Source organism: Tahibacter harae (assembly GCF_024437735.1).
Classification (GTDB): Bacteria; Pseudomonadota; Gammaproteobacteria; order Xanthomonadales; family Rhodanobacteraceae; genus Tahibacter; species Tahibacter harae.
On sequence record NZ_JANFQO010000006.1, the window covers coordinates 87,783 to 107,738 of the forward strand.

The 19,956-nt window shown below is 63.6% G+C and carries 31 protein-coding genes and 1 pseudogene; 29 read left to right on the top strand and 3 right to left on the bottom strand.

Annotated features, from left to right (window positions below; genetic code table 11):
* Window positions 1-22: 22 nt before the first annotated feature.
* From NM961_RS08135 to NM961_RS08150, 4 genes and pseudogenes are all read left to right on the top strand, one after another.
* A complete protein-coding gene (locus NM961_RS08135; RefSeq protein WP_255913563.1) occupies window positions 23-688 on the top strand; it encodes a hypothetical protein in 666 nt (221 codons plus the stop codon).
* A pseudogene (locus tag NM961_RS08140) lies at window positions 685-858 on the top strand (helix-turn-helix transcriptional regulator); the annotation flags it as partial. The gene NM961_RS08135 and the pseudogene NM961_RS08140, both read left to right, overlap by 4 nt.
* 261 nt (window positions 859-1,119) lie before the next feature.
* Window positions 1,120-1,752, top strand: coding sequence for an ImmA/IrrE family metallo-endopeptidase (locus NM961_RS08145; RefSeq protein WP_255913860.1), 633 nt, complete (start codon window positions 1,120-1,122; stop codon window positions 1,750-1,752).
* Window positions 1,753-1,918: 166 nt separating this feature from the next.
* Window positions 1,919-2,077, top strand: coding sequence for a hypothetical protein (locus NM961_RS08150; protein WP_255913564.1), 159 nt, complete (start codon window positions 1,919-1,921; stop codon window positions 2,075-2,077).
* Window positions 2,078-2,142: 65 nt separating this feature from the next.
* Here NM961_RS08150 and NM961_RS08155 read toward each other — a convergent pair whose 3' ends face one another.
* A complete protein-coding gene (locus NM961_RS08155) occupies window positions 2,143-2,322 on the bottom strand; it encodes a DUF4224 domain-containing protein (RefSeq protein ID WP_255913861.1) in 180 nt (59 codons plus the stop codon).
* A gap of 61 nt (window positions 2,323-2,383) precedes the next feature.
* Window positions 2,384-2,986, bottom strand: coding sequence for a hypothetical protein (locus tag NM961_RS08160; RefSeq protein ID WP_255913565.1), 603 nt, complete (start codon window positions 2,984-2,986; stop codon window positions 2,384-2,386).
* Between the two features lie 92 nt (window positions 2,987-3,078).
* Between NM961_RS08160 and NM961_RS08165 the strand changes: the two genes are divergently transcribed.
* The 25 genes from NM961_RS08165 to NM961_RS08285 all read left to right on the top strand — a co-directional run bounded on the left by NM961_RS08165 (window position 3,079) and on the right by NM961_RS08285 (window position 18,609).
* Window positions 3,079-3,273, top strand: coding sequence for a helix-turn-helix domain-containing protein (locus tag NM961_RS08165; protein ID WP_255913566.1), 195 nt, complete (start codon window positions 3,079-3,081; stop codon window positions 3,271-3,273).
* Window positions 3,270-4,034 (top strand): BRO-N domain-containing protein, encoded by a 765-nt coding sequence (locus NM961_RS08170; RefSeq protein ID WP_255913567.1) that lies wholly within the window; start codon window positions 3,270-3,272, stop codon window positions 4,032-4,034. The genes NM961_RS08165 and NM961_RS08170 overlap by 4 nt, the downstream gene beginning before the upstream one ends.
* Window positions 4,031-4,225 carry a hypothetical protein gene (locus NM961_RS08175; protein ID WP_255913568.1) on the top strand — a complete coding sequence of 65 codons (195 nt, stop codon included), beginning with the start codon at window positions 4,031-4,033 and terminating at the stop codon, window positions 4,223-4,225. Before NM961_RS08170 ends, NM961_RS08175 begins: the two co-directional genes overlap by 4 nt.
* On the top strand, window positions 4,222-4,491 hold the full coding sequence (locus tag NM961_RS08180; protein WP_255913569.1) for a hypothetical protein: 270 nt from the start codon (window positions 4,222-4,224) through the stop codon (window positions 4,489-4,491). Before NM961_RS08175 ends, NM961_RS08180 begins: the two co-directional genes overlap by 4 nt.
* Entirely contained in the window at window positions 4,488-4,754 is a 267-nt protein-coding gene (locus NM961_RS08185) for a hypothetical protein (RefSeq protein ID WP_255913570.1), read from the top strand. The genes NM961_RS08180 and NM961_RS08185 overlap by 4 nt, the downstream gene beginning before the upstream one ends.
* Entirely contained in the window at window positions 4,751-4,957 is a 207-nt protein-coding gene (locus tag NM961_RS08190) for a hypothetical protein (RefSeq protein ID WP_255913571.1), read from the top strand. Before NM961_RS08185 ends, NM961_RS08190 begins: the two co-directional genes overlap by 4 nt.
* Window positions 4,958-5,088: 131 nt before the next feature.
* Window positions 5,089-5,451, top strand: a complete 363-nt coding sequence (locus NM961_RS08195) for a hypothetical protein (protein WP_255913572.1) — start codon at window positions 5,089-5,091, stop codon at window positions 5,449-5,451.
* Window positions 5,448-5,801, top strand: coding sequence for a hypothetical protein (locus NM961_RS08200; RefSeq protein ID WP_255913573.1), 354 nt, complete (start codon window positions 5,448-5,450; stop codon window positions 5,799-5,801). Before NM961_RS08195 ends, NM961_RS08200 begins: the two co-directional genes overlap by 4 nt.
* Window positions 5,794-6,207, top strand: a complete 414-nt coding sequence (locus NM961_RS08205) for a hypothetical protein (protein ID WP_255913580.1) — start codon at window positions 5,794-5,796, stop codon at window positions 6,205-6,207. The genes NM961_RS08200 and NM961_RS08205 overlap by 8 nt, the downstream gene beginning before the upstream one ends.
* Window positions 6,204-6,500, top strand: coding sequence for a hypothetical protein (locus tag NM961_RS08210; protein ID WP_255913581.1), 297 nt, complete (start codon window positions 6,204-6,206; stop codon window positions 6,498-6,500). The genes NM961_RS08205 and NM961_RS08210 overlap by 4 nt, the downstream gene beginning before the upstream one ends.
* A complete protein-coding gene (locus NM961_RS08215) occupies window positions 6,490-6,735 on the top strand; it encodes a hypothetical protein (protein ID WP_255913582.1) in 246 nt (81 codons plus the stop codon). Before NM961_RS08210 ends, NM961_RS08215 begins: the two co-directional genes overlap by 11 nt.
* 34 nt (window positions 6,736-6,769) lie before the next feature.
* Window positions 6,770-7,585 (top strand): hypothetical protein, encoded by an 816-nt coding sequence (locus tag NM961_RS08220; protein WP_255913583.1) that lies wholly within the window; start codon window positions 6,770-6,772, stop codon window positions 7,583-7,585.
* A 115-nt stretch (window positions 7,586-7,700) separates the two neighbouring features.
* Window positions 7,701-7,919, top strand: a complete 219-nt coding sequence (locus tag NM961_RS08225) for a hypothetical protein (RefSeq protein ID WP_255913584.1) — start codon at window positions 7,701-7,703, stop codon at window positions 7,917-7,919.
* Between the two features lie 8 nt (window positions 7,920-7,927).
* Window positions 7,928-8,482, top strand: a complete 555-nt coding sequence (locus NM961_RS08230) for a CHC2 zinc finger domain-containing protein (RefSeq protein ID WP_255913585.1) — start codon at window positions 7,928-7,930, stop codon at window positions 8,480-8,482.
* Window positions 8,472-10,052: a DNA primase family protein gene (locus NM961_RS08235; protein WP_255913586.1), complete on the top strand. Its 1,581-nt coding sequence runs from the start codon at window positions 8,472-8,474 to the stop codon at window positions 10,050-10,052. Before NM961_RS08230 ends, NM961_RS08235 begins: the two co-directional genes overlap by 11 nt.
* A 226-nt stretch (window positions 10,053-10,278) precedes the next feature.
* Window positions 10,279-10,566, top strand: coding sequence for a hypothetical protein (locus NM961_RS08240; RefSeq protein WP_255913587.1), 288 nt, complete (start codon window positions 10,279-10,281; stop codon window positions 10,564-10,566).
* A gap of 293 nt (window positions 10,567-10,859) precedes the next feature.
* Window positions 10,860-11,081, top strand: coding sequence for a helix-turn-helix transcriptional regulator (locus tag NM961_RS08245; protein WP_255913588.1), 222 nt, complete (start codon window positions 10,860-10,862; stop codon window positions 11,079-11,081).
* A gap of 110 nt (window positions 11,082-11,191) precedes the next feature.
* Entirely contained in the window at window positions 11,192-11,392 is a 201-nt protein-coding gene (locus NM961_RS08250) for a ribbon-helix-helix protein, CopG family (protein WP_255913589.1), read from the top strand.
* Window positions 11,392-12,201 carry a hypothetical protein gene (locus NM961_RS08255; RefSeq protein ID WP_255913590.1) on the top strand — a complete coding sequence of 270 codons (810 nt, stop codon included), beginning with the start codon at window positions 11,392-11,394 and terminating at the stop codon, window positions 12,199-12,201. Before NM961_RS08250 ends, NM961_RS08255 begins: the two co-directional genes overlap by 1 nt.
* Window positions 12,198-12,905 (top strand): hypothetical protein, encoded by a 708-nt coding sequence (locus NM961_RS08260; protein WP_255913593.1) that lies wholly within the window; start codon window positions 12,198-12,200, stop codon window positions 12,903-12,905. The genes NM961_RS08255 and NM961_RS08260 overlap by 4 nt, the downstream gene beginning before the upstream one ends.
* 11 nt (window positions 12,906-12,916) lie before the next feature.
* Window positions 12,917-13,300: a hypothetical protein gene (locus NM961_RS08265; RefSeq protein WP_255913597.1), complete on the top strand. Its 384-nt coding sequence runs from the start codon at window positions 12,917-12,919 to the stop codon at window positions 13,298-13,300.
* A gap of 364 nt (window positions 13,301-13,664) precedes the next feature.
* On the top strand, window positions 13,665-14,231 hold the full coding sequence (locus NM961_RS08270) for a hypothetical protein (RefSeq protein WP_255913598.1): 567 nt from the start codon (window positions 13,665-13,667) through the stop codon (window positions 14,229-14,231).
* Window positions 14,232-14,233: 2 nt separating this feature from the next.
* Window positions 14,234-17,737 (top strand): tape measure protein, encoded by a 3,504-nt coding sequence (locus NM961_RS08275; protein WP_255913599.1) that lies wholly within the window; start codon window positions 14,234-14,236, stop codon window positions 17,735-17,737.
* A gap of 89 nt (window positions 17,738-17,826) precedes the next feature.
* The gene (locus NM961_RS08280; RefSeq protein ID WP_255913600.1) at window positions 17,827-18,207 is read left to right on the top strand and encodes a hypothetical protein; all 381 of its coding nucleotides are present in this window, start codon (window positions 17,827-17,829) and stop codon (window positions 18,205-18,207) included.
* A 135-nt stretch (window positions 18,208-18,342) separates the two neighbouring features.
* A complete protein-coding gene (locus NM961_RS08285) occupies window positions 18,343-18,609 on the top strand; it encodes a type II toxin-antitoxin system HicB family antitoxin (protein WP_255913601.1) in 267 nt (88 codons plus the stop codon).
* Window positions 18,610-19,277: 668 nt separating this feature from the next.
* Here the strand turns inward: NM961_RS08285 and NM961_RS08290 are convergent.
* Window positions 19,278-19,838 carry a hypothetical protein gene (locus tag NM961_RS08290; RefSeq protein WP_255913602.1) on the bottom strand — a complete coding sequence of 187 codons (561 nt, stop codon included), beginning with the start codon at window positions 19,836-19,838 and terminating at the stop codon, window positions 19,278-19,280.
* Window positions 19,839-19,956 lie beyond the last annotated feature (118 nt).

A 19,956-nucleotide genomic window follows, 5' to 3' on the forward strand; every position in this document is an offset into this window, starting at 1 on the left:
AATGTAGGAGCCAAAAATCAACATGGGGCAGTCCATGTCGTCCAGTTCAGCACGAACCGTAATCGTAACCACGCCGTGGGAGGTCAATCAGCAGTTGGCCGAACTCGGCCTCACTACTGAGATCGTGCGCCAGGTTGCGCATGCAGCAGCGGCAGCGCGAGCCGAAAGCTTGGCGGTGGACCCGAGCTTTACGGGAGGCATGCTCTCGTTCATATACGGTGTCCGGTCGATGAGGTTGAAGCTGCTCCCGCTCGGTTGGGAGATCCGCCGCGCCGGAAATGTCGAGGCAACCGTCAACGACGAGATCAATGTTCAGCTTTTCTTCCAGAATGTCGATCGCGCATGTGGTCCCGCTGACCCGATGGCGGTATCGGGGAAGGGGGCCGCCGCCCGTGACCTTGTTAACTCGGGCCAGTCCGACCTCTTCGAAGGTTTGCTCGACATCACCAAACCGGACGATGATCACGACAACAGCCCAGTCGTTTGGCTACTGTGCGTAAGCTCGGATGATTCCTCAGTTTGCGCGGAAGTGTCGTGTCCGGAACCATTCGAGGGTACCCAGTTTCAAGGGTTCAGCAAGCGTATTTTTGTGCTTAATGAGCCTCGTGAGCCAAGTCCGGATCCGCGCCGCAAGAGCGACTCCCAAGAGCTGGATTTCGAGATTGCTGTGACGAAGAAGTCTGCATGACCTTCAACCCTATCCGCCTTAGCGTCGCAAGGAAGCGACGGCAGCTTACGAAAAAGGCGCTAGCAGATTCTGCTGGTGTCTCGCAGCTGACCGTGACTAGGCTAGAGAGCGGAGAGACGTCGGACCCTAGCGCCGAAACCGTAGGTCTACTGGCGAATGCCCTTCGCTACCCCGCACAGTTTTTCTACCTCGATGATTGCGAGGACTTGCGAGAGAGCGCCGTTAGCTTCCGTAGTCTCTCGTCGCTAACCGCGCGTCAACGGGATGCAGCGCTGGCTGCCGGCTCTATTGCTTTCTTACTTGATGATTGGGTCGGAGAGCGATTCAACTTGCCCGCTCCAGACTTGCCTGACATGAGGGACGAGAATCCGGCGGCCGCGGCGGCTGCACTTCGCACTCATTGGGCAATCGGGTCTCGACCGATACCTCACATGACTAAGTTGCTGGAGGCGAAAGGCGTACGCGTGTTCTCTCTTTGCGAGAGAAATCAGAACGTGGATGCTTTCTCTTGCTGGCGCGAAAACTCAGCCTACGTCTTTCTCAACAATTTTAAATCAACGGAGCGAAGCCGTTTTGATGCGGCGCATGAACTTGGACACTTGGTGCTCCACAGACACAACGTGAACGGATTCCGTGATGCAGAGAAGGAAGCCGACCAATTCGCGGCAGCTTTCCTGATGCCAAGGGATGACCTAATCAGCAATTTGCCCAAGTCGCCGTCGGTAAAGCAGCTGATCCGAGACAAGCAGCGGTGGGGAGTTTCAGTCGCGGCGCTAGCTCGAAATGCATTTGAGTGCAGCCTATTGAGTGATTGGAGCTATCGCGAAATTTGCCGTCAACTTAGCGTGGCCGGCTATCGCAAGAATGAGCCAGAATCTCGCCCTCGCGAAGAGTCTGTAGTATGGAAGAAGGTATTCGAATCTCTTTGGAAGGATCGACTGTCAAAGGAGCATGTCGCACGGGAGCTGAACATACCTCTTGATGAAATAGAGGCGCTTGTGGGCGGGCTGTATGGCGAGAGCGCTGCCCAACCTTCACAACCCCCTAGATTGCGCGCCGTGTGAAGCGCCATCTGCCCAAGCCAAAACTCCGCCAATTGGCGGAGTTTTCGTTTGTGGTGAGAGGTTCATCCATGTGGCAACAGCAGCTCAGTGCGCTTGCTACGGTCGACTTCTGAGGGCCGATGCGCAGGCGCCGCTTCGGCCGCGCCGGCCGCACTAGGAGCAAGCCATGACCTACCGCAAACGCGAGGGGAACGATACCTGGCATTTCTGCAAGAACTGCTCGAACTGGCCCACAAGCGGCTATAAGGAGCAGAACACCAAGCCCACGACGGGCGAGTTCTGCAATGAATGCCAGGCCAAGCAGAAGGCGGGCAACTGCAGTTGATCTACACGGGGCCGGCCATGCGCCGGCCCTACTGCCCCCACCGCATCGGAACTCTCAGGGGCGGGCTAGGGCTTGTCGAGCGCCGCTGACCGCCATGGCTTTCTCTCGGGCTCGCGGGCAGCTGCCGCGGTGCCCTCGACAACCGCCCGGGCCACCACAGGCCACCCGGCCGCATTGATCGTATGCCGGATACCGTTCTGCCTCAGGTTGGCAATCTGTCGCGCGCGGGTCTTGGCTCCGGTCAGCTCGGCGACTTAGTCGCGGGTAAGGAACATGGGTAATCCTGGCTGAGGTGCGCCTAAGCTCTCAGGTGCTAGGGTGTGCGGTCTGATTTTCCAGTTTGGCCTGTCGCACCCACTCTGCTGCGACCTCACTTGCGGGTACACCATCCCTGAAACCCTCCGCCGCCAATCGCGCCAATAGAGCCCCTTGGGTCCAGTAGCCAGCGTCGGCCGCTTCGAATACTTCAAGCAGATACCGTTCCTCGCTTGTGCGCAGGCGGCTAGGCATGAATAGCACACGAAAAACGCGCGACTCATCGGCGAATTTCGCCAGCACAGCCCGAATCTCCTCTGGCGACCGCTGGACTCCGTCGTGCGCATTGAACGCGGCGACCTCTCCGAATTTGCTCTCCTCCATCACGAGCATCTTGTTCACGGTCTTCTCAAGCGGTTCGCCGTCAATCAAGTAGCTCCGCATCGTAGTGGTCAACACGAACTCTGCCGCCTGACTCAGTGAGGTATCGCGGTCTCGCGCGATCAGCTCAAGCGCGAGCATCGCAGACCGGCGCAGGTTGATTGCGACTCGCTCCAGCCGTTCCCCCGGGACCCTTGGGGGGCGCCCTGCCTTCTTGGTTTTCCGGTCCGCCACGAACTTCCACCCAGCACAGTCGGGCGGCGATTGTTGCATGTTGACGGACTTGTCTGGATTGACTAGATTTACTGACCATAAATCCAGTAAAGTCCATGCACGCCCGCCAGGGCTCACAGGAGAACGCCGCAGTGAGTAAGGCAACCGAAGTCCCGAAGCTCGCCTTTACGGTCAAGGAGTTCCGGCACGCTAGTGGCATCTGCCGCACCCGCATCTACGAGCTGATCGCCGCCGGCAAGCTCAAGACCGTGAAGCTCGGCCGTAGCCGACTGATCACGGCGGAAGCGGCGAACGAGTTCATCGCGAGTCTGGAGAAGGCCGCATGAACCTGATTCCTTTCAATTTCGAAGGCCGCGACGTCCGAGCGGTCGACGTCGGCGGCGTGCCGCATCTGGTCGGCAAGGACGTGGCCGAGGCCCTGGGCTACACGAACCCGAACAAGGCCATGGGCGACCACTGCAAGGGGGTAACGAAACGTTACCCCCTTTCTACCGCCGGCGGTGTCCAGCTGGTACGCGTCCTGGGCGAGGCCGACGTAATGCGCCTGGTGGTCAGCAGCAGCCTGTCCGAGGCCCAGCGGTTCGAGCGCTTTCTGTTCGAGGAGCTGCTGCCCGAGTACCGCCGCACCGGTGGGTTCCGTGCCGCCGCAGCCGAGCCGGTGCGCCAGATCAGCCATGCCGAGGAACAGACGGCGGCCTTGCTGCTGGTCGGCAAGACCATCGCCGAGCTGCCCGGCGTGAAGCCTGGCATCGCCATGGCGAGCACGCTGGAGGCGATCCAACTGACTACCGGCGTCAACGTGGCCCCGTTCCGGAAGGCGCTGCCGCCGGCCGAGGAAGCGCCGGAGCTGACGCCAACCCTGATCGGCGAGCAGTGCGGCCTGACGGCTCAGAAGGTCAACGCGCGGCTGTGCGCGCTGGGCTTGCAGGACAAGCAGCCCACGGGCGCCAAGGTGCCCTACGTGCTGACCGAAGCCGGCAAGGCCCACGGCGAATTGCTGCCGTTCAAACGTGGCAGCCATGCCGGCTACTCGATCCTCTGGAAAAGGTCGGTGCTGGCGCTGCTGTCGACGCAGGAGGCCGCATGAGAGCCACGCCGAAAACGATCCGGGCGGCCATCGTCAGCCACGCCGTAGCGGTGGAGGTGCTGCTGACGCGCGCCAGCGACGCCGAGCGGCCGGAGACGCGCGCACGCGCCCTGGAGAGCGCCCAGCGCCGCGCAGAGGCGGCCCACGGCTGGGCGCGGCTGCTGCCTGTCACCGCCGAGGTGCGCCCGTGAGCCTGCAACTGGTCATCCCGCCGCCCCGTGCTGGCTTGGCCCGCTGCCGCTGCGGCTGCATTCCCCGCCATGTCGCGATTCTCGGCCGCGGCAACACGCTGGGCCGCATCGGCGACACCGCCGGGCACGGCGTCCGCCATCGGATCGAGTGCAGCCACTGCGGCCGGCAGACGCCCGAGCAGGCTTCACTGTTCCAGGCCGAGACGATTTGGGGTGGCCCCTTCCAGCAGCAGCCGCTGCCCTTGAAATGGAGTAAAGCAGCATGACCGAATCGCACATTCACCGCTTGGCCGCCGCGATCATCTGGGCGGAATTCGCCGCCCAAACCTTCGACAAATACAAGGATGCGTGCCCGCCTGAGCTGCGCATGGCGCAACTGGGCGCCAAGTTCAGCCTCGAAAGCCTGCTGTTGTTGCGTGATGAGCTGGACAGCAACAGCCGCACGCAGCTGGACAACCTCCTCGTTCAAGTGCGCGCCGGTGTGGAGGAGCGCATGAAAGAAGAAGCCGCCAACCAGGTGCCTGCATGAGCAGAGGATCGAAACCGCGCGGTCTGAATGACGTTCTAGCCGAGATCACCACAGGCGCCCAGCGCGTGAGCATCGCCACCCGATCATGGCCGGCGTTCCTGCCGCAGCCCGCGAGCCTGGATGAGGTTGCGGATACCTTGGCCGGCCTGCAGCGATCCGTCGCAGAGCTGCGCAGCCGACTGGAGGCAACCGCCCAGCACTGACCACAACCAGCCAATGTGTACCAATCGCGTATAGCGCGAGGGGTTTTCTTTGCCCCGAAAAAGCGAAACCCCGGCCGTTACGAGCGGTCGGGGTTTCTGGAAAAGCTGTTGAAACTTGCGAGGTAATCAACGTGAACGATTCTAACGAATCATCGGCGGCGGTGCAACACGGTCGCGGAAAAAGTACAAAACGCGCCAATTCCGCGCACCCCTATCCCGTCGTCGGCGAACCTTTCGCGGCGGTGCAGGCCCCGGTGCAGGTCTGCGCCGATACTTCACCGATCCAGTGCGTCGACGAGTCCGAAATGCTGCTGGAAGCGGCAAAGAATATCGCGGATCTGGTGGCTGAGCAGCTGGCCGACCCGGATTGCCAGCTCTCCGCCAACACGCCGCAGGCAGCGCAGTGCATCTGCGGTGTGATGTTCCTGATCGAGTACGCCCGCGGCTTCACTGCGGCCGTGCGTCGCCAGCTGCAGGGAGGCGACGAACAATGAGCATCCCCCGCTCACTGCCGGCGATCAACCTCGCCGCACTGCAGTCGAACATCGCCATCGCCACGTTCACGCAGCCCACCGTTGCCGTTCAGCGACCGAGCGCCACCCGCGCCGCGGTGCGCTTCCTGGCGCGCTGGGCGCTGAACAGCGCTGCGTTGACACTGGCCGTTCTGGTGCTGGCCTTGGCTGCGCATCGCGCGCTGCTGGGACTCTGGCTGCACGAAGGCCTGATGCCCGAAACCATCCTGTGGTTCCTCGTTTATCTCGCCGCCCTGTGCGTGAACGTCGGTTTCGCGCTGACGTTGACGCTGAACAGGATGAACCGCCGTGGAGGACGTCGCCATGTCTGATGACGCTTTTGACGAATTCAGCCGCAATATCTGCGCCTACTACGGCGTGAAGTACACACCGCCGGCCGTGCGCCAACGCCCAATCGTAGTGACGCCGGAGAACGCCGCGCAGTTCCAGCCCGTGCCCAAGCGCCGCGGCAGGAAGCCGAACGTGGTGCTGGGCGGCAACGTGGTGGCGTTCGCGAAGCCTGAGAAGAAACTCCCGCTGCCGCCGGACGATCCCGCGATCTACAGGCGCGCACGCAACAAGGCCTTCTTCCTGGCGCTCGAAGCTATCAATCAGTGGGAGTGGCACGGCAAGCGTGGGCCGGCGCCGGAGGTCGAAGACTTCGTCCCGACAGCATGGGCTGCGCTCGGCTTCACCGAGCCGGATCGACCGACGATCAAACCAAAGGTGGACGCATGACCCGCGCCGCTGCCATACGCGACACGAAGGTCATTCGCGACAACCTTCGCGCCGAGTTCGCGACGATCTTGATTTGCGACCAGGCCAAACAGGAAGCAGCAGCACTCGCCAGTGAGCACGCAATAGACCGTGTGCCGGTGCTGGTGAGGAAGGCGCGCAGCAAGCTTCTCTCCGCAGCCAGGACATGTACCGACCCGGAAACCGCGAAGGAGCTTCGCCACATCGCACAGCGCTGCGGATGGTTCCTGGCCGACATCCGCCGCAACATCGGGAGACAGAACCGTGGCGCATGAACAGCTGGAGCAAGCCATCACCGGCGCGTTGCAAGAAGCGTTGCGTGCGATCCCTGGCAGGAAGATGACGCCCGTGGAGTGGGCCATGAACACCGAGCCGAAAAACGAAGTGTTGCACTGCAACTTCCGCGCGGGCCGGGTTCTGCCGCGCGTCACCGGCAAGGCCCAGCGCCATGCCATCGCCGCGTCGCGCCTGCTGGCCGAGGCGCAGCGGATCATTCTGTCCGAGATATAAGTTCACCTACACGGCATCACTTTGGAGGCAAGGAATGAGAACAGGCGAGCGAACGATCGAAGAAATCCGAGCCGAATGTGATCGGCTGGGCGACGACGACTACAAGGAGCACCGCCGGATTTCAAGGTTGCTGCTGCTTCACGGCATCGACGACGCAGTCCCGCAGGCGTGGATTGACGAAGGGCGCGACTTTCTCGACAGCGGCAACCGTGAGTATGAGCCGCAGTTGAAAATGGTGCTATCCAGTTCACTGCTGATGGGGAAAACCGGCGCACAGCCAACCAATGCCTGGCTGGAGATCGAAAGGCGCATCACCAGCGGAAAGCGCGCGGAAAGGTGGGGAGGCGCTGCCCAAGCGCTGGCGCATGGTCGGCGGTCCATCCTGAAATGGTGCGCTTGGCGCGGTGGGCGGCTCAGAACTGAGGTGCCCCGAAAAGTGCGGGAGCGACGGGCCAAGCTTTCAAAGCTGGCGACGAAGCTGCGCGCTGAGATCAAGGCGGACAAACGCCTCGGCTGGGACAGAATGTCAGCGACGATTTATGACAAGCGGCGAACGGGCGATCAGTCCAACTACGACATCGTTCTCGCGCTGGACTCGCTCATTGCTGATCTCGCGAAGATCGTCGCCGATACAGCCGAGCATGATCCCTTGCAGCCGCCGATCGGAAACCACAGCGAGCCCGAGCGAAGGGCGCGCCTGCTTGAACGCAGGCTCTGCCACGAATTCGAGATGGTCAGTGACGGCCCATGTTCCGATCTGGTCGCATTGCTGGTATCGGCAACGCTCGAGGTTGACGACGTTGACACGGAGGGCGTTGGTGCGCGCTGGAGGGCGTTTCGCTCAGCATGAGTGACCGAAGTTTCTCGCTCAAAAGCGCACACGAAAGCTTCTGCGAGGTTTGGCCCCACCTGAGTGACGATTGCGGGAACGGTCCGAACCGATACGGACCAATCAGGAGGCTGCAATGAAACCCGCAACCGTCGAACGCCGCGCCTTTTCGCCGGCTGAGATCGCGGCCCGCAACAACTTCGGCGAAGCGACCGTGTGGCGTCAGATCCGCGCCGGTCGCCTCGTCGCTCAGAAGCTGGGACGCCGCACGTTCGTCACGCTCGAAAACGAAAAGGCGTGGCTCGACTCGATGCCGCGCATCGTGACCGCTTCTACTGATGCGCGTGCTGCATAAGGAGCGCCATGACCGCCACAAACAAGAACGCCCCGGCGGCTACCGGGGCGTCGAGTTCAAGCAGATTGGCAGTGCATTCGTGTGACAAGCATACCCGCCCGCGCTCCGGCGACGCAATCACTGATCCGCTCGAACGCCTCGTTTCCCGACTCGACCGCGTTCGCCGCCAAGGCAAAGGCTACACCGCACGCTGCCCCGCCCACGAAGATCGCACCGCATCTCTGAGTCTGTCGTCGGGTGAAGACGGCCGCGTCCTCCTGCACTGCTTCGCAGGCTGCAGCGCCGCCGATGTAGTGCATGCGTGTGGGCTCGAAATCGGCGATCTTTTCGTGCGTCGCGATCTGCGCAACCTCACGCCTGTAGAGCGCGCTGTCCAGCGCGAGCATGCATCGCAGGCCCGCTGGCGCGCCGCCCTCAACGCCATCCAACTGGAGATGGGCGTGATAGTGATCGCCGGCCGCCAATTGCTGCAGGGGCAGCCGCTCGACAGCACAGACCTCCACCGACTCGGCGAAGCGGTCGACCGCGTTGAGAACGCGAAGGCGGTGCTCAATGCACGCTGACCTGGAAACCCGTGCGATGGCCGACGCTATTGCAGAGGGCGTTCTCGAATGTAGGCCCTGGGGCAATGCGCACTCGCCATGCTCCGACCTGGCCAATGCCAACCGGCTGAAGCATCACTTCGGCGACCATTTGCTCTACGTCGACGGCATCGGCTGGCATACCTGGGGCCCACCGTGGAAACTCGATGAACTCGGCGCCCGCCGCATCGCGCACGGACTCGGCCGCCTGATCGCCGAAGAAGCTGCTGCGATGGCACCGTGGGTTGCTGCATCGAAAGACGGTGCAGAGCGCAAGATCCGGGAGCAGGCCATGGAGGCACGTTTCCGCTTCGCTACCGCGTCCGAACAGGCGAGTGCAGTGCGCGCGACGCTGCACATGGCGCAGCCGATGCTTTGCTGCCGTGCCGACGAACTCGATGCCGACCCCGATCTGCTCGGCCTGCCCAACGGTGTGCTCGACCTGCGCAACTGGAAGCGCCGCGAGCACCAGCAGAATGACTACATCACCAAAACCGCCGGCGCTGAAATCGACTTTGCCGCCGACGCGCCGACGTGGCGCAAGTTCCTCGCGGACATCATGGCTGATGACGCCGAACTGCTGGACTACATCCAGCGCCTGGCCGGCTACTCGCTGACGGGGCACCGTGGCGAGCACCTCCTCCCCATCCTTTTCGGCTGCGGCGCCAACGGCAAATCGACCTTCCTATCGACCATGCAAGCGCTGCTGGGCGACTACGCCGGCACCGCCGCCCCCAGCCTGCTGATCGCGAAGGGCGGCAACGAACACCCGACCGCACTGGCGGACCTGCAGGGAAAGCGCCTGGTCGTGGTGTCGGAAACAGGCGAGGCCGGCCGCCTGAACGAGGAGGTCGCCAAGATGCTTACCGGCGGCGACACGATCACCGCCCGCCGCATGCGCCAGGACTTCTACCAGTTCAAACCAACGCACCTGCTGATGTTGCAGACCAACCATCGGCCACGTGTCGCTGGCACGGACGAGGGCATTTGGCGCCGTCTGCGATTGCTTCCGTTCGTCGTGACCATCCCACCGGAAATGCGCGACGCGAGACTGGTCGACAAGTTGCGCGCCGAGCTTCCGGGCGTGTTGTCCTGGGCACTCGAAGGGCTCAAGAAGTATCGCGCCAACGGCTTCAACACCCCAGCCAGTGTGAAGGCCGCTACCGCCGACTACAGATCCAGCAGCGACGCCATCGGCGCGTTCATCAGCGAGTGCTGCCGAGAGAATCCGTTCTTCACCGTACCAGCCAGCGATCTCTACAAAGCCTACGTGGAGTGGTGCGAGAACTCTGGTGAACGTCCGCGACCGCAGCGGGATTTCGGTATGCGGCTTTCGGAGCGTGGATTCGACGCCGAGAAAGGCACAGGAGGCAAGCGCCGTTGGCGCGGAATCGGTCTGGCGGACAGTGGCACGAGTGGCGGAAGTGGCGGAGGTTTGGGGTTAGTCCACGCGAGAAACATTTCTCAAGCTGCTCATACGAGAAGTACCGCCACTTCCGCCACTAACGCCACTGCCTACAGGGCAGCCAAGGACGGCGAGGAGGCGGCGTGATGGAAACACCGCAGATCTGCTGCATTTGCCCGACCTGCCGTGCCGGGGCCCCAATGGGGTCGGCTGGTAGCGGGCACTCGGACGCCCCGAAACTTTGGATACACGACCGAAATAGTTCGGCCCATCTGCCCAGCGACCGCCAGTTCCGCCAGCCTGCAGACCGCGCCAGCATTGGCCAGGACTGCACTTGTGGTGCCGTCTGTTGCGGGGAAGGACCCGGCCGCGCGTGACCGCCGTCCGCACCATGCCCATACCTCTCGACCTGTGGCGCGCCTCGTCGCTGGCTCAGCAGCTGGCCCTGCGCCTGGTGCACCAGCACGCCGAGAGCGGGGACGGTACGGTCTGTATCTCGCCGAGGGTCATGCAGCGGTACAAGTGGTGGGATCCGGCACGCCTGGACCGCGCACGCAAGGAACTGGTGCAGCTCGGGCTGCTAGCCAAGGTGCAGCCCTACCGCCCCGGCACCAAGGCGCGCTACCGGCTGACTTGGCTGGAGGCTGCCCATGCACCGTAGCGCACGGATCCTTTCCAGGCATGGCCATCGCAGTGGGGCCTACTACACGCGCGGGCTCGCTAGTCCCAGCGCCGCCCCGACTTCCTACCTCGCACCGCAGCGCCACGAGCCGACCTGGGCGCCAACGGGCCGGGGTCCCTCTGGAGGGTGGCGTCACCACGGGGGCATACGACTCCCGGGCTGCGAGAGTTTTTCGGGTTCTATGGGCCGCAGCAGCAGATGTACTTTTTTGAGTTACGTGTTGCCCTTGAAGGCTGCCGTAGTTGCGCTTCACTGAGAGGAGCCGTTGCACCATGACCAAGTCCGAAGTGTGGGAGATGCCGCCGAGCGGCCTATTGCCGCCGAAGAAAGCGGCGGTCTATTTGGCCGTCAGCGTTCGCGCGCTGGAGGAATGGCGCAGGAAGGGAGCGGGGCCCGAGTTCATCCGCGCCGGCCGCGGGATTCGTTACCGCTTGGCCGATCTTGATGCCTGGATAGCCCAGCAGAAGAAACTTGCGCAAATCCGCGCAGCCTGACCGCGTTCGGCGCCGCAACAGCGCCTGAAATTTCCACATCGAGCCACATCGGGCCACATTGTCCCACATGCCTGCGCAGTAGCGAATTCGCGCATGCAGACTTGGGTTCCATGAATCTCAAGCTGCTGCAAATCCGCCTGCCGTCCGATGCTCACCTTGAGCTGCGCAAGCTCGCCCTGGTGCGCGGCACGTCGACCGCAGAACTTGTACGCCAGGCCATCGACCGCGCCCACCCCGAAATCCATGCCGGCGTGTCGCTGGCGCCTGGCGTCAACGCCTCGGGAGCGCGACCCCACGAGGACAAACCCTGATGTTCGACTTTCTGAAATCCGGTAGCGCCAAGATCCAGGCCGAGATCGACGCCGAATCAAAGCGCGCGGAGGAAGCCGCAGCGGCGGACGCCCGCCTGCGAGAGGCGCGCGGCGATGCTCTGCTTGCCGACGACACGAAGGAACTCGATCGCATCGACGCTCAATTGGTCGCCAGCTCTCGCGACGCTGGCCGCCGTGCTGAGCGCGTGAAGCTGCTGGAAGGCAAGCTCGCACAGGCGCAGGAGCGCGAGAAGGCACAGGAGATTGACGCCATCGTTGCCCGCGCAGAGAAGGCACGCAAGCTCGGCGAGGAACTGATCCGCAAGGACTACGCCAAGCAGGCCGCGGCGCTGGCTGAAACGCTGATGAAGCTGCGCGCCATCGACAAATTCATCGAGGAGCAAAATTACACGCTGGCCAATGCAGGCCGCGAAGGCTCCGTGCCGAGCCCCAACCAGATCCGTCACATCCTGGGGCGCACCGGGACGCGCACGATTCGAAAGATGGTCGGCATCAACGAGGCCGAACATCCGCACAACGCGGAATGGCGCAAGACCGAATACCGGGGCGGCCCATACATGGGCAATCCGCCAGCAAACGTGACTCTGCACAACGGGCAGAGCGTTCCGCGTTTCATGGAGGTGGAAGTCAAAGAGGACTACTACCACCCGCCGACTTGGGCCGCTGCGCTGCACAAGGAAATCCAGATCCTGCCCAGCGCCTCGAACGACCAAATCCCGCTGTACAACGCCGATGCAAGAGGGCTCGGCGAAAAGCTTGCGAAGCTGCAAAAGGACCTCGACCTGTGAGCAATCAGCTGTTCGTCATCAACCAGAAAGACGCATACGCCGGCACGGAAGCGCTTGCGCCCGGCACCATCGCCGCCCACCCCGAAAGGCCGAGCGTCGCGCACGTAGTGCAGGGACAAGTCGCTGTGTGGGCACGCGGCCAGAACGGCTATTACTGGACACTGCAGCAGGCCACGCCCGCCCAGATCGACGCCTTCGATCGAGCGCCGCGCGTCGCTGTCACGGAAGATCCGCCCGCCGTACAGCCGCCAGCCCAGGCCGCGGCAACGGTTCCAGCATCGGCCGCCAGTACGCTCGCCAGCGTCGCCCAGGCTGCTGGGCCGAATAGCTGGGAAGGCGTGATCGCTACGGCGATGCGTTCCGGCCTCATGACCGAGAGCGACCTGGCGGCATCTCTGAAGCTCCTGGGATCGGGCGCGAAGCCGAGCACAAGCCCGCCCACTTCAACCCGCAGCACGCTGGACCCGGCGGCGATCTACGCCGCGCACAACGACCCGCAGCAGCGCCAGCCCACGGCGCAAGACGCCTGGGACCACGCATTCGCCAAGATCGAGGCCAGTCGGCCACAACCCCGCACCGCGCAAGGCCGGCGAGCCACGCTTGATCCGGCCGCGATCTATGCGCAGCACAACCAGCCACGCACCGATGCTGCCGCCCTCTGGGATAAGGCAATCGCTTCCGTGCAGAACCCGCAACGCAACTGAGGAAATCGCACATGTTGACCTTGAAAGACACTACCTACGTCTGGAACAACGCTGGCCTGCAGTCGGCGCTGAAGGCCAGCCCCGACGGCGAAGGCATCGAAATCGTTTCGGACTTCCGCGCCGCACCCGCGGCCGTGCAGGCGGCGATGTTGCAACAGTCCCACGCCGAAGGCGTCAAGGAAGGCGAACGGCAGGCGGCGCATGACGCTGCGCTCGCAGAGCGGAAGCGGATCCGCGACATCAGCGCCGTCGCACCGGGCGGCTGGCGTGATCCCGCTGCGAAGCTCGCCATTGCCGCTGGCATCAGCGTGGAGGAGTTCGCCTACAAGCTCACCATGGATGCCATCGCCGGCGGCAAGCCGCTCCCCGCGCCCAACAGCTCACACATCCACTGACAACCAAGCGGCCATATTCGGGGGCAGAAATGGCAGTGACCAAACAGTATTTCCGTGCGGCGCCAAAGCGGACACGCGCAATCCCGCCCGTGACCACATGCATTCGCAGCACGGCACGCACGAAGCCGCAACGCGGCGCGCTGCAAATCTACGAAGACCGGCGCACCGGCAAGAGCTACGCAACAGATCCCGTCGCAAAGGTCTACGCGCGCCGCGCCAAGCCCAGCGACACAAACCACCGGACTACGCACTCCTGATGGCCGGACAAGCCGGTCAGTGTCCATAACAACGCCGGCAGCCGCGGCCGGCTCCCTGGTTCTCGGGTTGGTGACGCGGCAAACAGCAATTGGAGCGATGCAACGGCATGGGCCTGAAAGTCGACACCCGCGGCGCGTATGCCGCCGGAAAGCGCTTCAAGTCGCTGGCGTCGAAGTTGGAGAAGGCGGAGGCCCTTGCGGCCTCCGACCTGCAGCGCCGACTGGTGCCGGAGTTCGCCCGCCAGGCGACGAGCCGCTACAACCTGACCGCCGCGCGCATCCGCGACACCTCCGGAGTTCAGCGCAGCGGCAACACCATCACCCTGACCGGCTACCACCGCGGAACGGGCCTACTGAACTACCGCGCAGTCGCGAGCAAGACGAGCGGCGTTACGGTAACCATCGCACGGGCTGATGGCCCGCAGCGCTTCAAGCACGCATTCAAAGCGACGGGCCTGAGCGGCAACGCGCAAATATTCGAGCGCGACCTGACGAAGGCCAAGCGCAAGATGAAATACGGCCGCTACGTTGGCAAGAAACGGCAGCCGATCAAGGCCATGTACGGCAGCAGCACCGCGCAGATACTCCGCGATCCAGACGTGAACGCGGGAATGGTTCGATTCGCACTGCAACGCCTGTCCGCGGAGATCCGCCGGCAGCTCGGGAGACTTTAGCCATGGCAACCCGCGATGAAATCCTCCGCTTTGTTGCCCAGGTCGAGGGGCAGGAAGGCGTGAAAAAGATGGGCGACAGTTTCGACTCGCTCGCCAAATCAGCCGACGAAGCCGACCCGAAAGCCCGAGCCCTGATAGACGAACTGGACCGGCTGACCAAGACCGAGGCGGCAGTGAAGGGCTTCGCCGCGCTCAAGGCGCAGCTGCAGGAGACCGGAGACAAGCTGTTCCTGGCGCGGCAGCGGACGAAGGAGCTGGAGACGGAATTCAGCAACACGCTGGAGCCGACGAAGAAGCTGGAAAAGGACTTGGCGAAGGCCCGCGCCGAGGTTGCGCGCCTGGCGGTCGAGCAGAACAAGCAGACCGCGGCGCTACAGCGCGCCGAGAACGTCATCAAGGGCGCCGGCTACGACCTCAACCAGCTGGCCAAGGCGCAGGCCGACGTCACGCACCGCACGCAGCAGGCCATCAACGAGGCTAGCGAGTACGCGGCCACGCTGCAGAAGACCGGCACGCAGGCGAAACAAACCGGGGGCGTACTCCAGAGCCTGCGCAGCGCGGTCGCCGGCATCTTCGCCGGCCTATCCATTCGCGCCGCGGCCGAGGGCATCAAAGACGTTGCACTGCTGGGCGACCAGGCCGAAAAAACGCGCAACCAGTTCACGCAGCTTTTCGGCTCCACCGCGGCCGGCGAGAAGGCGTTGGCCGGGTTGACCAAATTCGCCAACGACAACGCCCAAGGGCTCGATCAGACACGCGATGCGGCAATCAAGCTGAAGGCGTTCGGCATCGACCCATTGAATGGCTCGCTGCAGTCGCTGGTCGACGAGAACGCTGCCATGGGCGGCAGCCAGGAGCGCCTGGAAGGCACCATCATGGCGGTTGGCCAGGCGTGGGCTAAGCAGAAGCTGCAAGGCGAAGAAATCCTGCAGCTGGTCGAGCGCGGCGTTCCGGTCTGGGACCTGCTGGCCAAGGTGACGGGAAAGAACGTCGGCGAACTGCAGAAGCTCAGCGAAGCGGGGAAGCTCGGCCGCGCCGAAATCTCCGGGCTGCTGCGCGAAATCGGCAAGATGAATTCAGGTGCCGCGGCCAAGAACGCGGAAACCCTCTCGGGCCTGTTCACGCAGCTCAGCAGCCGCGTACGGACGTTCTTTACCGATGTCAGCAACAAGGGGCCGCTGGAGTTCTTCAAGCAGCAGCTGCGCGATGCCATCGCGACAGTTGACGGGCTGGCCAAGTCGAACGCGCTGGAAACGTGGGCGCGCAAGGTCGGCTCCGCCATCGTTTCCGTATCGAATGCCGTCGTGGGCGCAGGCAAGTTTGTCGCGGAGTACGCCGGTGCGCTGATCCTGCTGGCGAAGGCTTACGCGGCTGTGAAGATCGGCACATTCATCACAGACCTGGCCAGCATAGCCGCCAGCGCAGCGAGCGCCGGCAAGGGCATCACGTCACTGTCCGGCGCCTTCCGCGCGCTGCCGGGCAATGTGCAGATCGCCATTGCGCTGATCGGCCTGGACCTGGCCATGAAGGGCGCTCGCGAGCTGGGCGACGCCATCGGCCGCAACCTTCCGGCAACGAAGGCTTGGGAGGAACGCACGCGCGAACTCAACGCCGAGACGGCCGCCGCGGCCGAACGGTTCAAGGCAGCAACCGCGTCCCTCGATCGGTACCGGGATGGGCAAGTGAAGTCCGCGGCGGCCGTCGAAGCTCTCACCGCGAAAGAACAGGTCCAATACGCCCAGGGCCTGATCGGGCTTGAGAAGTACCTTCAGGCGCAGATCAAGTATTACGACGCGCTGCGGTCGATAGGCAGCCTCAACGACGAGGGCCTGCAGCACCTGGCCAACCTCAAGGCTCGATTGGCCGAGGTGGAGGCCGGCATAAAGACCTTGCAGACCGCCGCGTCTGTTGCAGACGGGACGCTTCGCTCCAAGCTGAGCGAGGGCGCCCGCATGCTGGCGAATGACCTCGACAAAGCCGGCGGCAGTACGAAGGCACTCGGCGACACGCTGAGCAAGGCCCTGTCAACCATCGAGACCGATTCGATTGCCAAGATTGGCGATATTGGCCTGGCCGTGTCCGTGGTGGCCAAGGAGTCCGACAGCGCAGCGAAAGCGATTCAGGGCGGACTCGCAACGGCCCTGCGGCAGCTCACCGGCGAGGAGCTGTTGAAGTTCCAGGCCGCATCGGTCGCTGCCTTCGCCACGTTCAAGGGCGGGGCGACCGATTCAGCCGCGGTGCTGGATACAACGCTGCTGGTCGCAATGGAGAAGCTGGGCGTTGCGCCGGAGAAGTTTGGGCTAGGCATGACGGCCGCCGGCAAGCAGGCGGTGGCCGTGTTCCAGGCCATCACCGAGAACGCCCGGGCCACGTCCGAACAGATCGAGGCAGCCTTTACCGCAGCGGTACGCGCCGCCTCGTCGAAGGAAGATGTAGCCGCCCTGGGCGCGGCACTGAAAGCAGCCGCAGACCAGGGCCGCATCAGCCTGGAAGGTGCGGAGCGTGCCGGCCTGGCCCTGCAGAACCGTATCCGCGAGATCGCCACGGCAACCGATCCCCTGGCCGATGCGTTCGGCCGGCTGGGCATCAAGTCGCAACAGGCACTCAACGCGGCGAGGGATAGCGCCCGCGATGCCTTCAACGCGATTGCGGACGGCGCCCGCCGCGGTAAGGCGAGTCAGGAGGACGTGATCCGGGCTTTCGAGGTGTACGCCGCTGCAGCACGCGCTGCGGTCGCTCAGTCCACTCAGGGCGCCCGCGACCAGGTCGAAGCCCACCTACGCGCCGAGGCCGCAGCCAGGGGCGTTACGGCCGCACTGGCAGCGATGGGCGAGCAAGGCGAGGAAGCCGGCTCGCGCACTGCCGCCGCGGCCGACGATGCAGCGGACTCGCTGGGCAAGCTCGGTGCAGCCGCCGAGGAAGCCGCGGACAGCGCGACCAAGATGGGCCAGGAGTCCAGCAAGGCCGCGGAAGGGCTGGACAAGGTGGCTTCCTCCGCCTCGCAAGCCGCATCCGTTGCGCTGGACATGTCCAAGGCGTTCGCGGATGCAGCGACCAACGCGCAGGGCCTGGACCGGATTACCTTCACTGTGGGCGCCGAGCAGCAGGAACAGGCAAACCAGCTGCTGGAATCGCTGCGCCAGCAGAACGCCCAGTACGACGAACAGGCCCAGCGCCTGGAGCAGTTGCGCCGGCAGTTCAACTATCTGGGCGATGCGCAGCTTGAGCAGATCGCCCGCGAGCAACAGCTACTGGAGCAGAACCAGCAGCGACGGCGCGAGCAGGATCAACAGCAGCGCCAGCAGCAGCAACAGGGCAGCGGCAGCGGATCCGGGGCCAGCGGTGGCGGAGTCTCCGGCCGCATACAGGTCGAAGTCGTCGGCAAGGCGGTTGATGTAAACACGCTGGTGAAGGACAGCCAGGCCATGGACGTGCTGACCCGCGAAATGGCGCGGCGCCTGGAGAACCTTGCAGGCATGGGCGGGTTCAACCTCAACCGGCGGTGATGCGGGCAGGCTCCGGCAACGTTGCCGGACCCACCCTAACCCGCTGATTCGCCAGCAAACCTCAAACTTGAGGCGTGCCCACCGGGGAAATGACCAAATTCTGGTTATTTCCCTTGCCAATCAACGGGCTCAATTCTGAGCCAGGCCCGGCGCTGGAACATGACGGCAAAATTGCCCGCATGTTCGGCGCGAGTGCCGGCCAATTCCGCCACGTGGCGGGATTGGTCAACGTTGACCATTTACCCCGGCCATCACCGGCAACGCTGCCGGTGATCCCTTGGGAAGGTCCGGTTTCAAACCGGAGCTTGAGCAGACCGGCAACGTTGCCGGTCTGCTATCTGGCCGATTCAAATGGCATCGCCGCCATATGTCGGCGGGCCAGCAAGCAGCGATCGTGGCCAGCGCTCAGGATTGGAGCGCTGCCCAAGGTCACGCAAGACCCGAGAAAAGGTGCAACGTTGCACCTTTAATCACTGCCAGCGACCGCGCAGCTCAATCTGGCGCGAGTTTGCGGACGCAGAAGATGGCCGACACGGTGGCCAAGAAGGCGCCGGAACTGGCGCGCAAGCTTGCAGTCAGCGCGTTTCATGCGCACCATTTGCAACGTGACGAACTATCCCATCGCAATCGAACCCGGCACCGACACCGCCGCGTGGGGCATCGTGGTTCCGGATCTGCCAGGCTGCTTCAGCGCGGGCGATTCGCGGGAGGAAGCGATTGCGAATGCTGCTGTGGCTGTGGGGCTCTGGTGCGCCGATAGGGCCGCCCAGGGGCTTCCTATCCCGCCACCATCTACCACCGACGACTACGCCTCCCACCCGGATTACGCTGGCTGGATCTGGACCTACGTCAATCATGAATCGCCAGCCTGAGTTGTTCGGCAGAACAAGCGCGGAATTCTGGGGGTAACTTTGGGGGTAACTCCGCCGAGGCGTCCCGCCAAATCCCGCTATATACCGCCATTTCCCGGCAATAGTGTGATTCCGACAGCCCACCAATCCTATCTCCGCTAGCGTTCGCTGGCATCCGAAAATCCCGTAAATCCAGGCCTTTCCGCGCAATTCCGCGGCCGGCGGCGTTCGCCAATGTCCGGGGGTAACCGGATTCGCGTGGGGGTAACAATGGGGGTAAGCCGGGGCCGTTCCCGACAGTTACTCCACGCGCCTGGCCGACACCGAAGCCCGCAAAACGCCGCCGTCCAACCGCCCGCTGTTCGACGGGGCGGTTTATATCTGTTGATCAACCCGAACGGCACGCGCTGGCGGCGGCTGAAATACCGTGTCGCCGTCCGCCCATTGGCGCCATCACCCCGCCCACGATCCTGACCGCGCTGCGCTGATCGAATCGAGGGGGCCACGAGACCGCGCACCGATGCCTCGCTTGTGCGCAGGCGGTTAGGCACGACCCGCCAACTCGCGCGGTGCCTGGAGAATCTGGCCCGGCACAGGCGGGTTCAACCTCAACCGGCGCTGATGCGTGGTGGCGGCCGCAAGTGTGACCACTCCTGTAACTCGTTCGACACAGTGCCTTCAGCCTGGAGTCAATCCGAATCGAAATCTGGAGTCCGGCCTGCTGACAAGTCGAGCTTCCAGCGCTCTACCAAGCCATCGTCTTCTTTCCAGAAGCGCCCGATTCCCCACAGGTAGGCCGCGACCGCGTCTTTTCTGCCCGCATTCAACACCGCTTTGGCCAGGTCCAGGTCCGGTCCAAACGTGTCGAGCTGGGGCGAGCCCGGACTGCGTCCAGCCTGAACCAGAAAGCTGGCCGCCGCTGAGACATCGCCGCGATGCAGCGCCTCCATACCCAGGGCGGCATGGGCATCGTGGATCGCATTGCCAAAGTTCCAGTTGCAACGGTAGTAGCGCGACTCCTCCAGGAATTTTCGCGCCGTGCTCGCCGCCAGTTCGAAATCTTTGCTACCAACGGCTTTGCTCAGCGTGTCATTCATCCGATAGAACTGGGCAAGCCTTTCCGTCGTGTCGGCTTTGGGCGGATTCCACGCCAGTTCTTTGGGCAGAGATGGATCATCGCAGGGGTGCAGCTGGCCAGCTGCCGGAAAGCATACAAGAGCAAGAAGAGCTGTGATCAGGAAGCGCATCATTGGACTACCTTGTGTCGGCCGGCAGCGGGGGCGGATCTGCTAAAACAATACCGAGATTTCGACGGCATCATGATCAATGACGCCACGGAGATTACGGGCGGGGTGAGAAAGAAGTGCT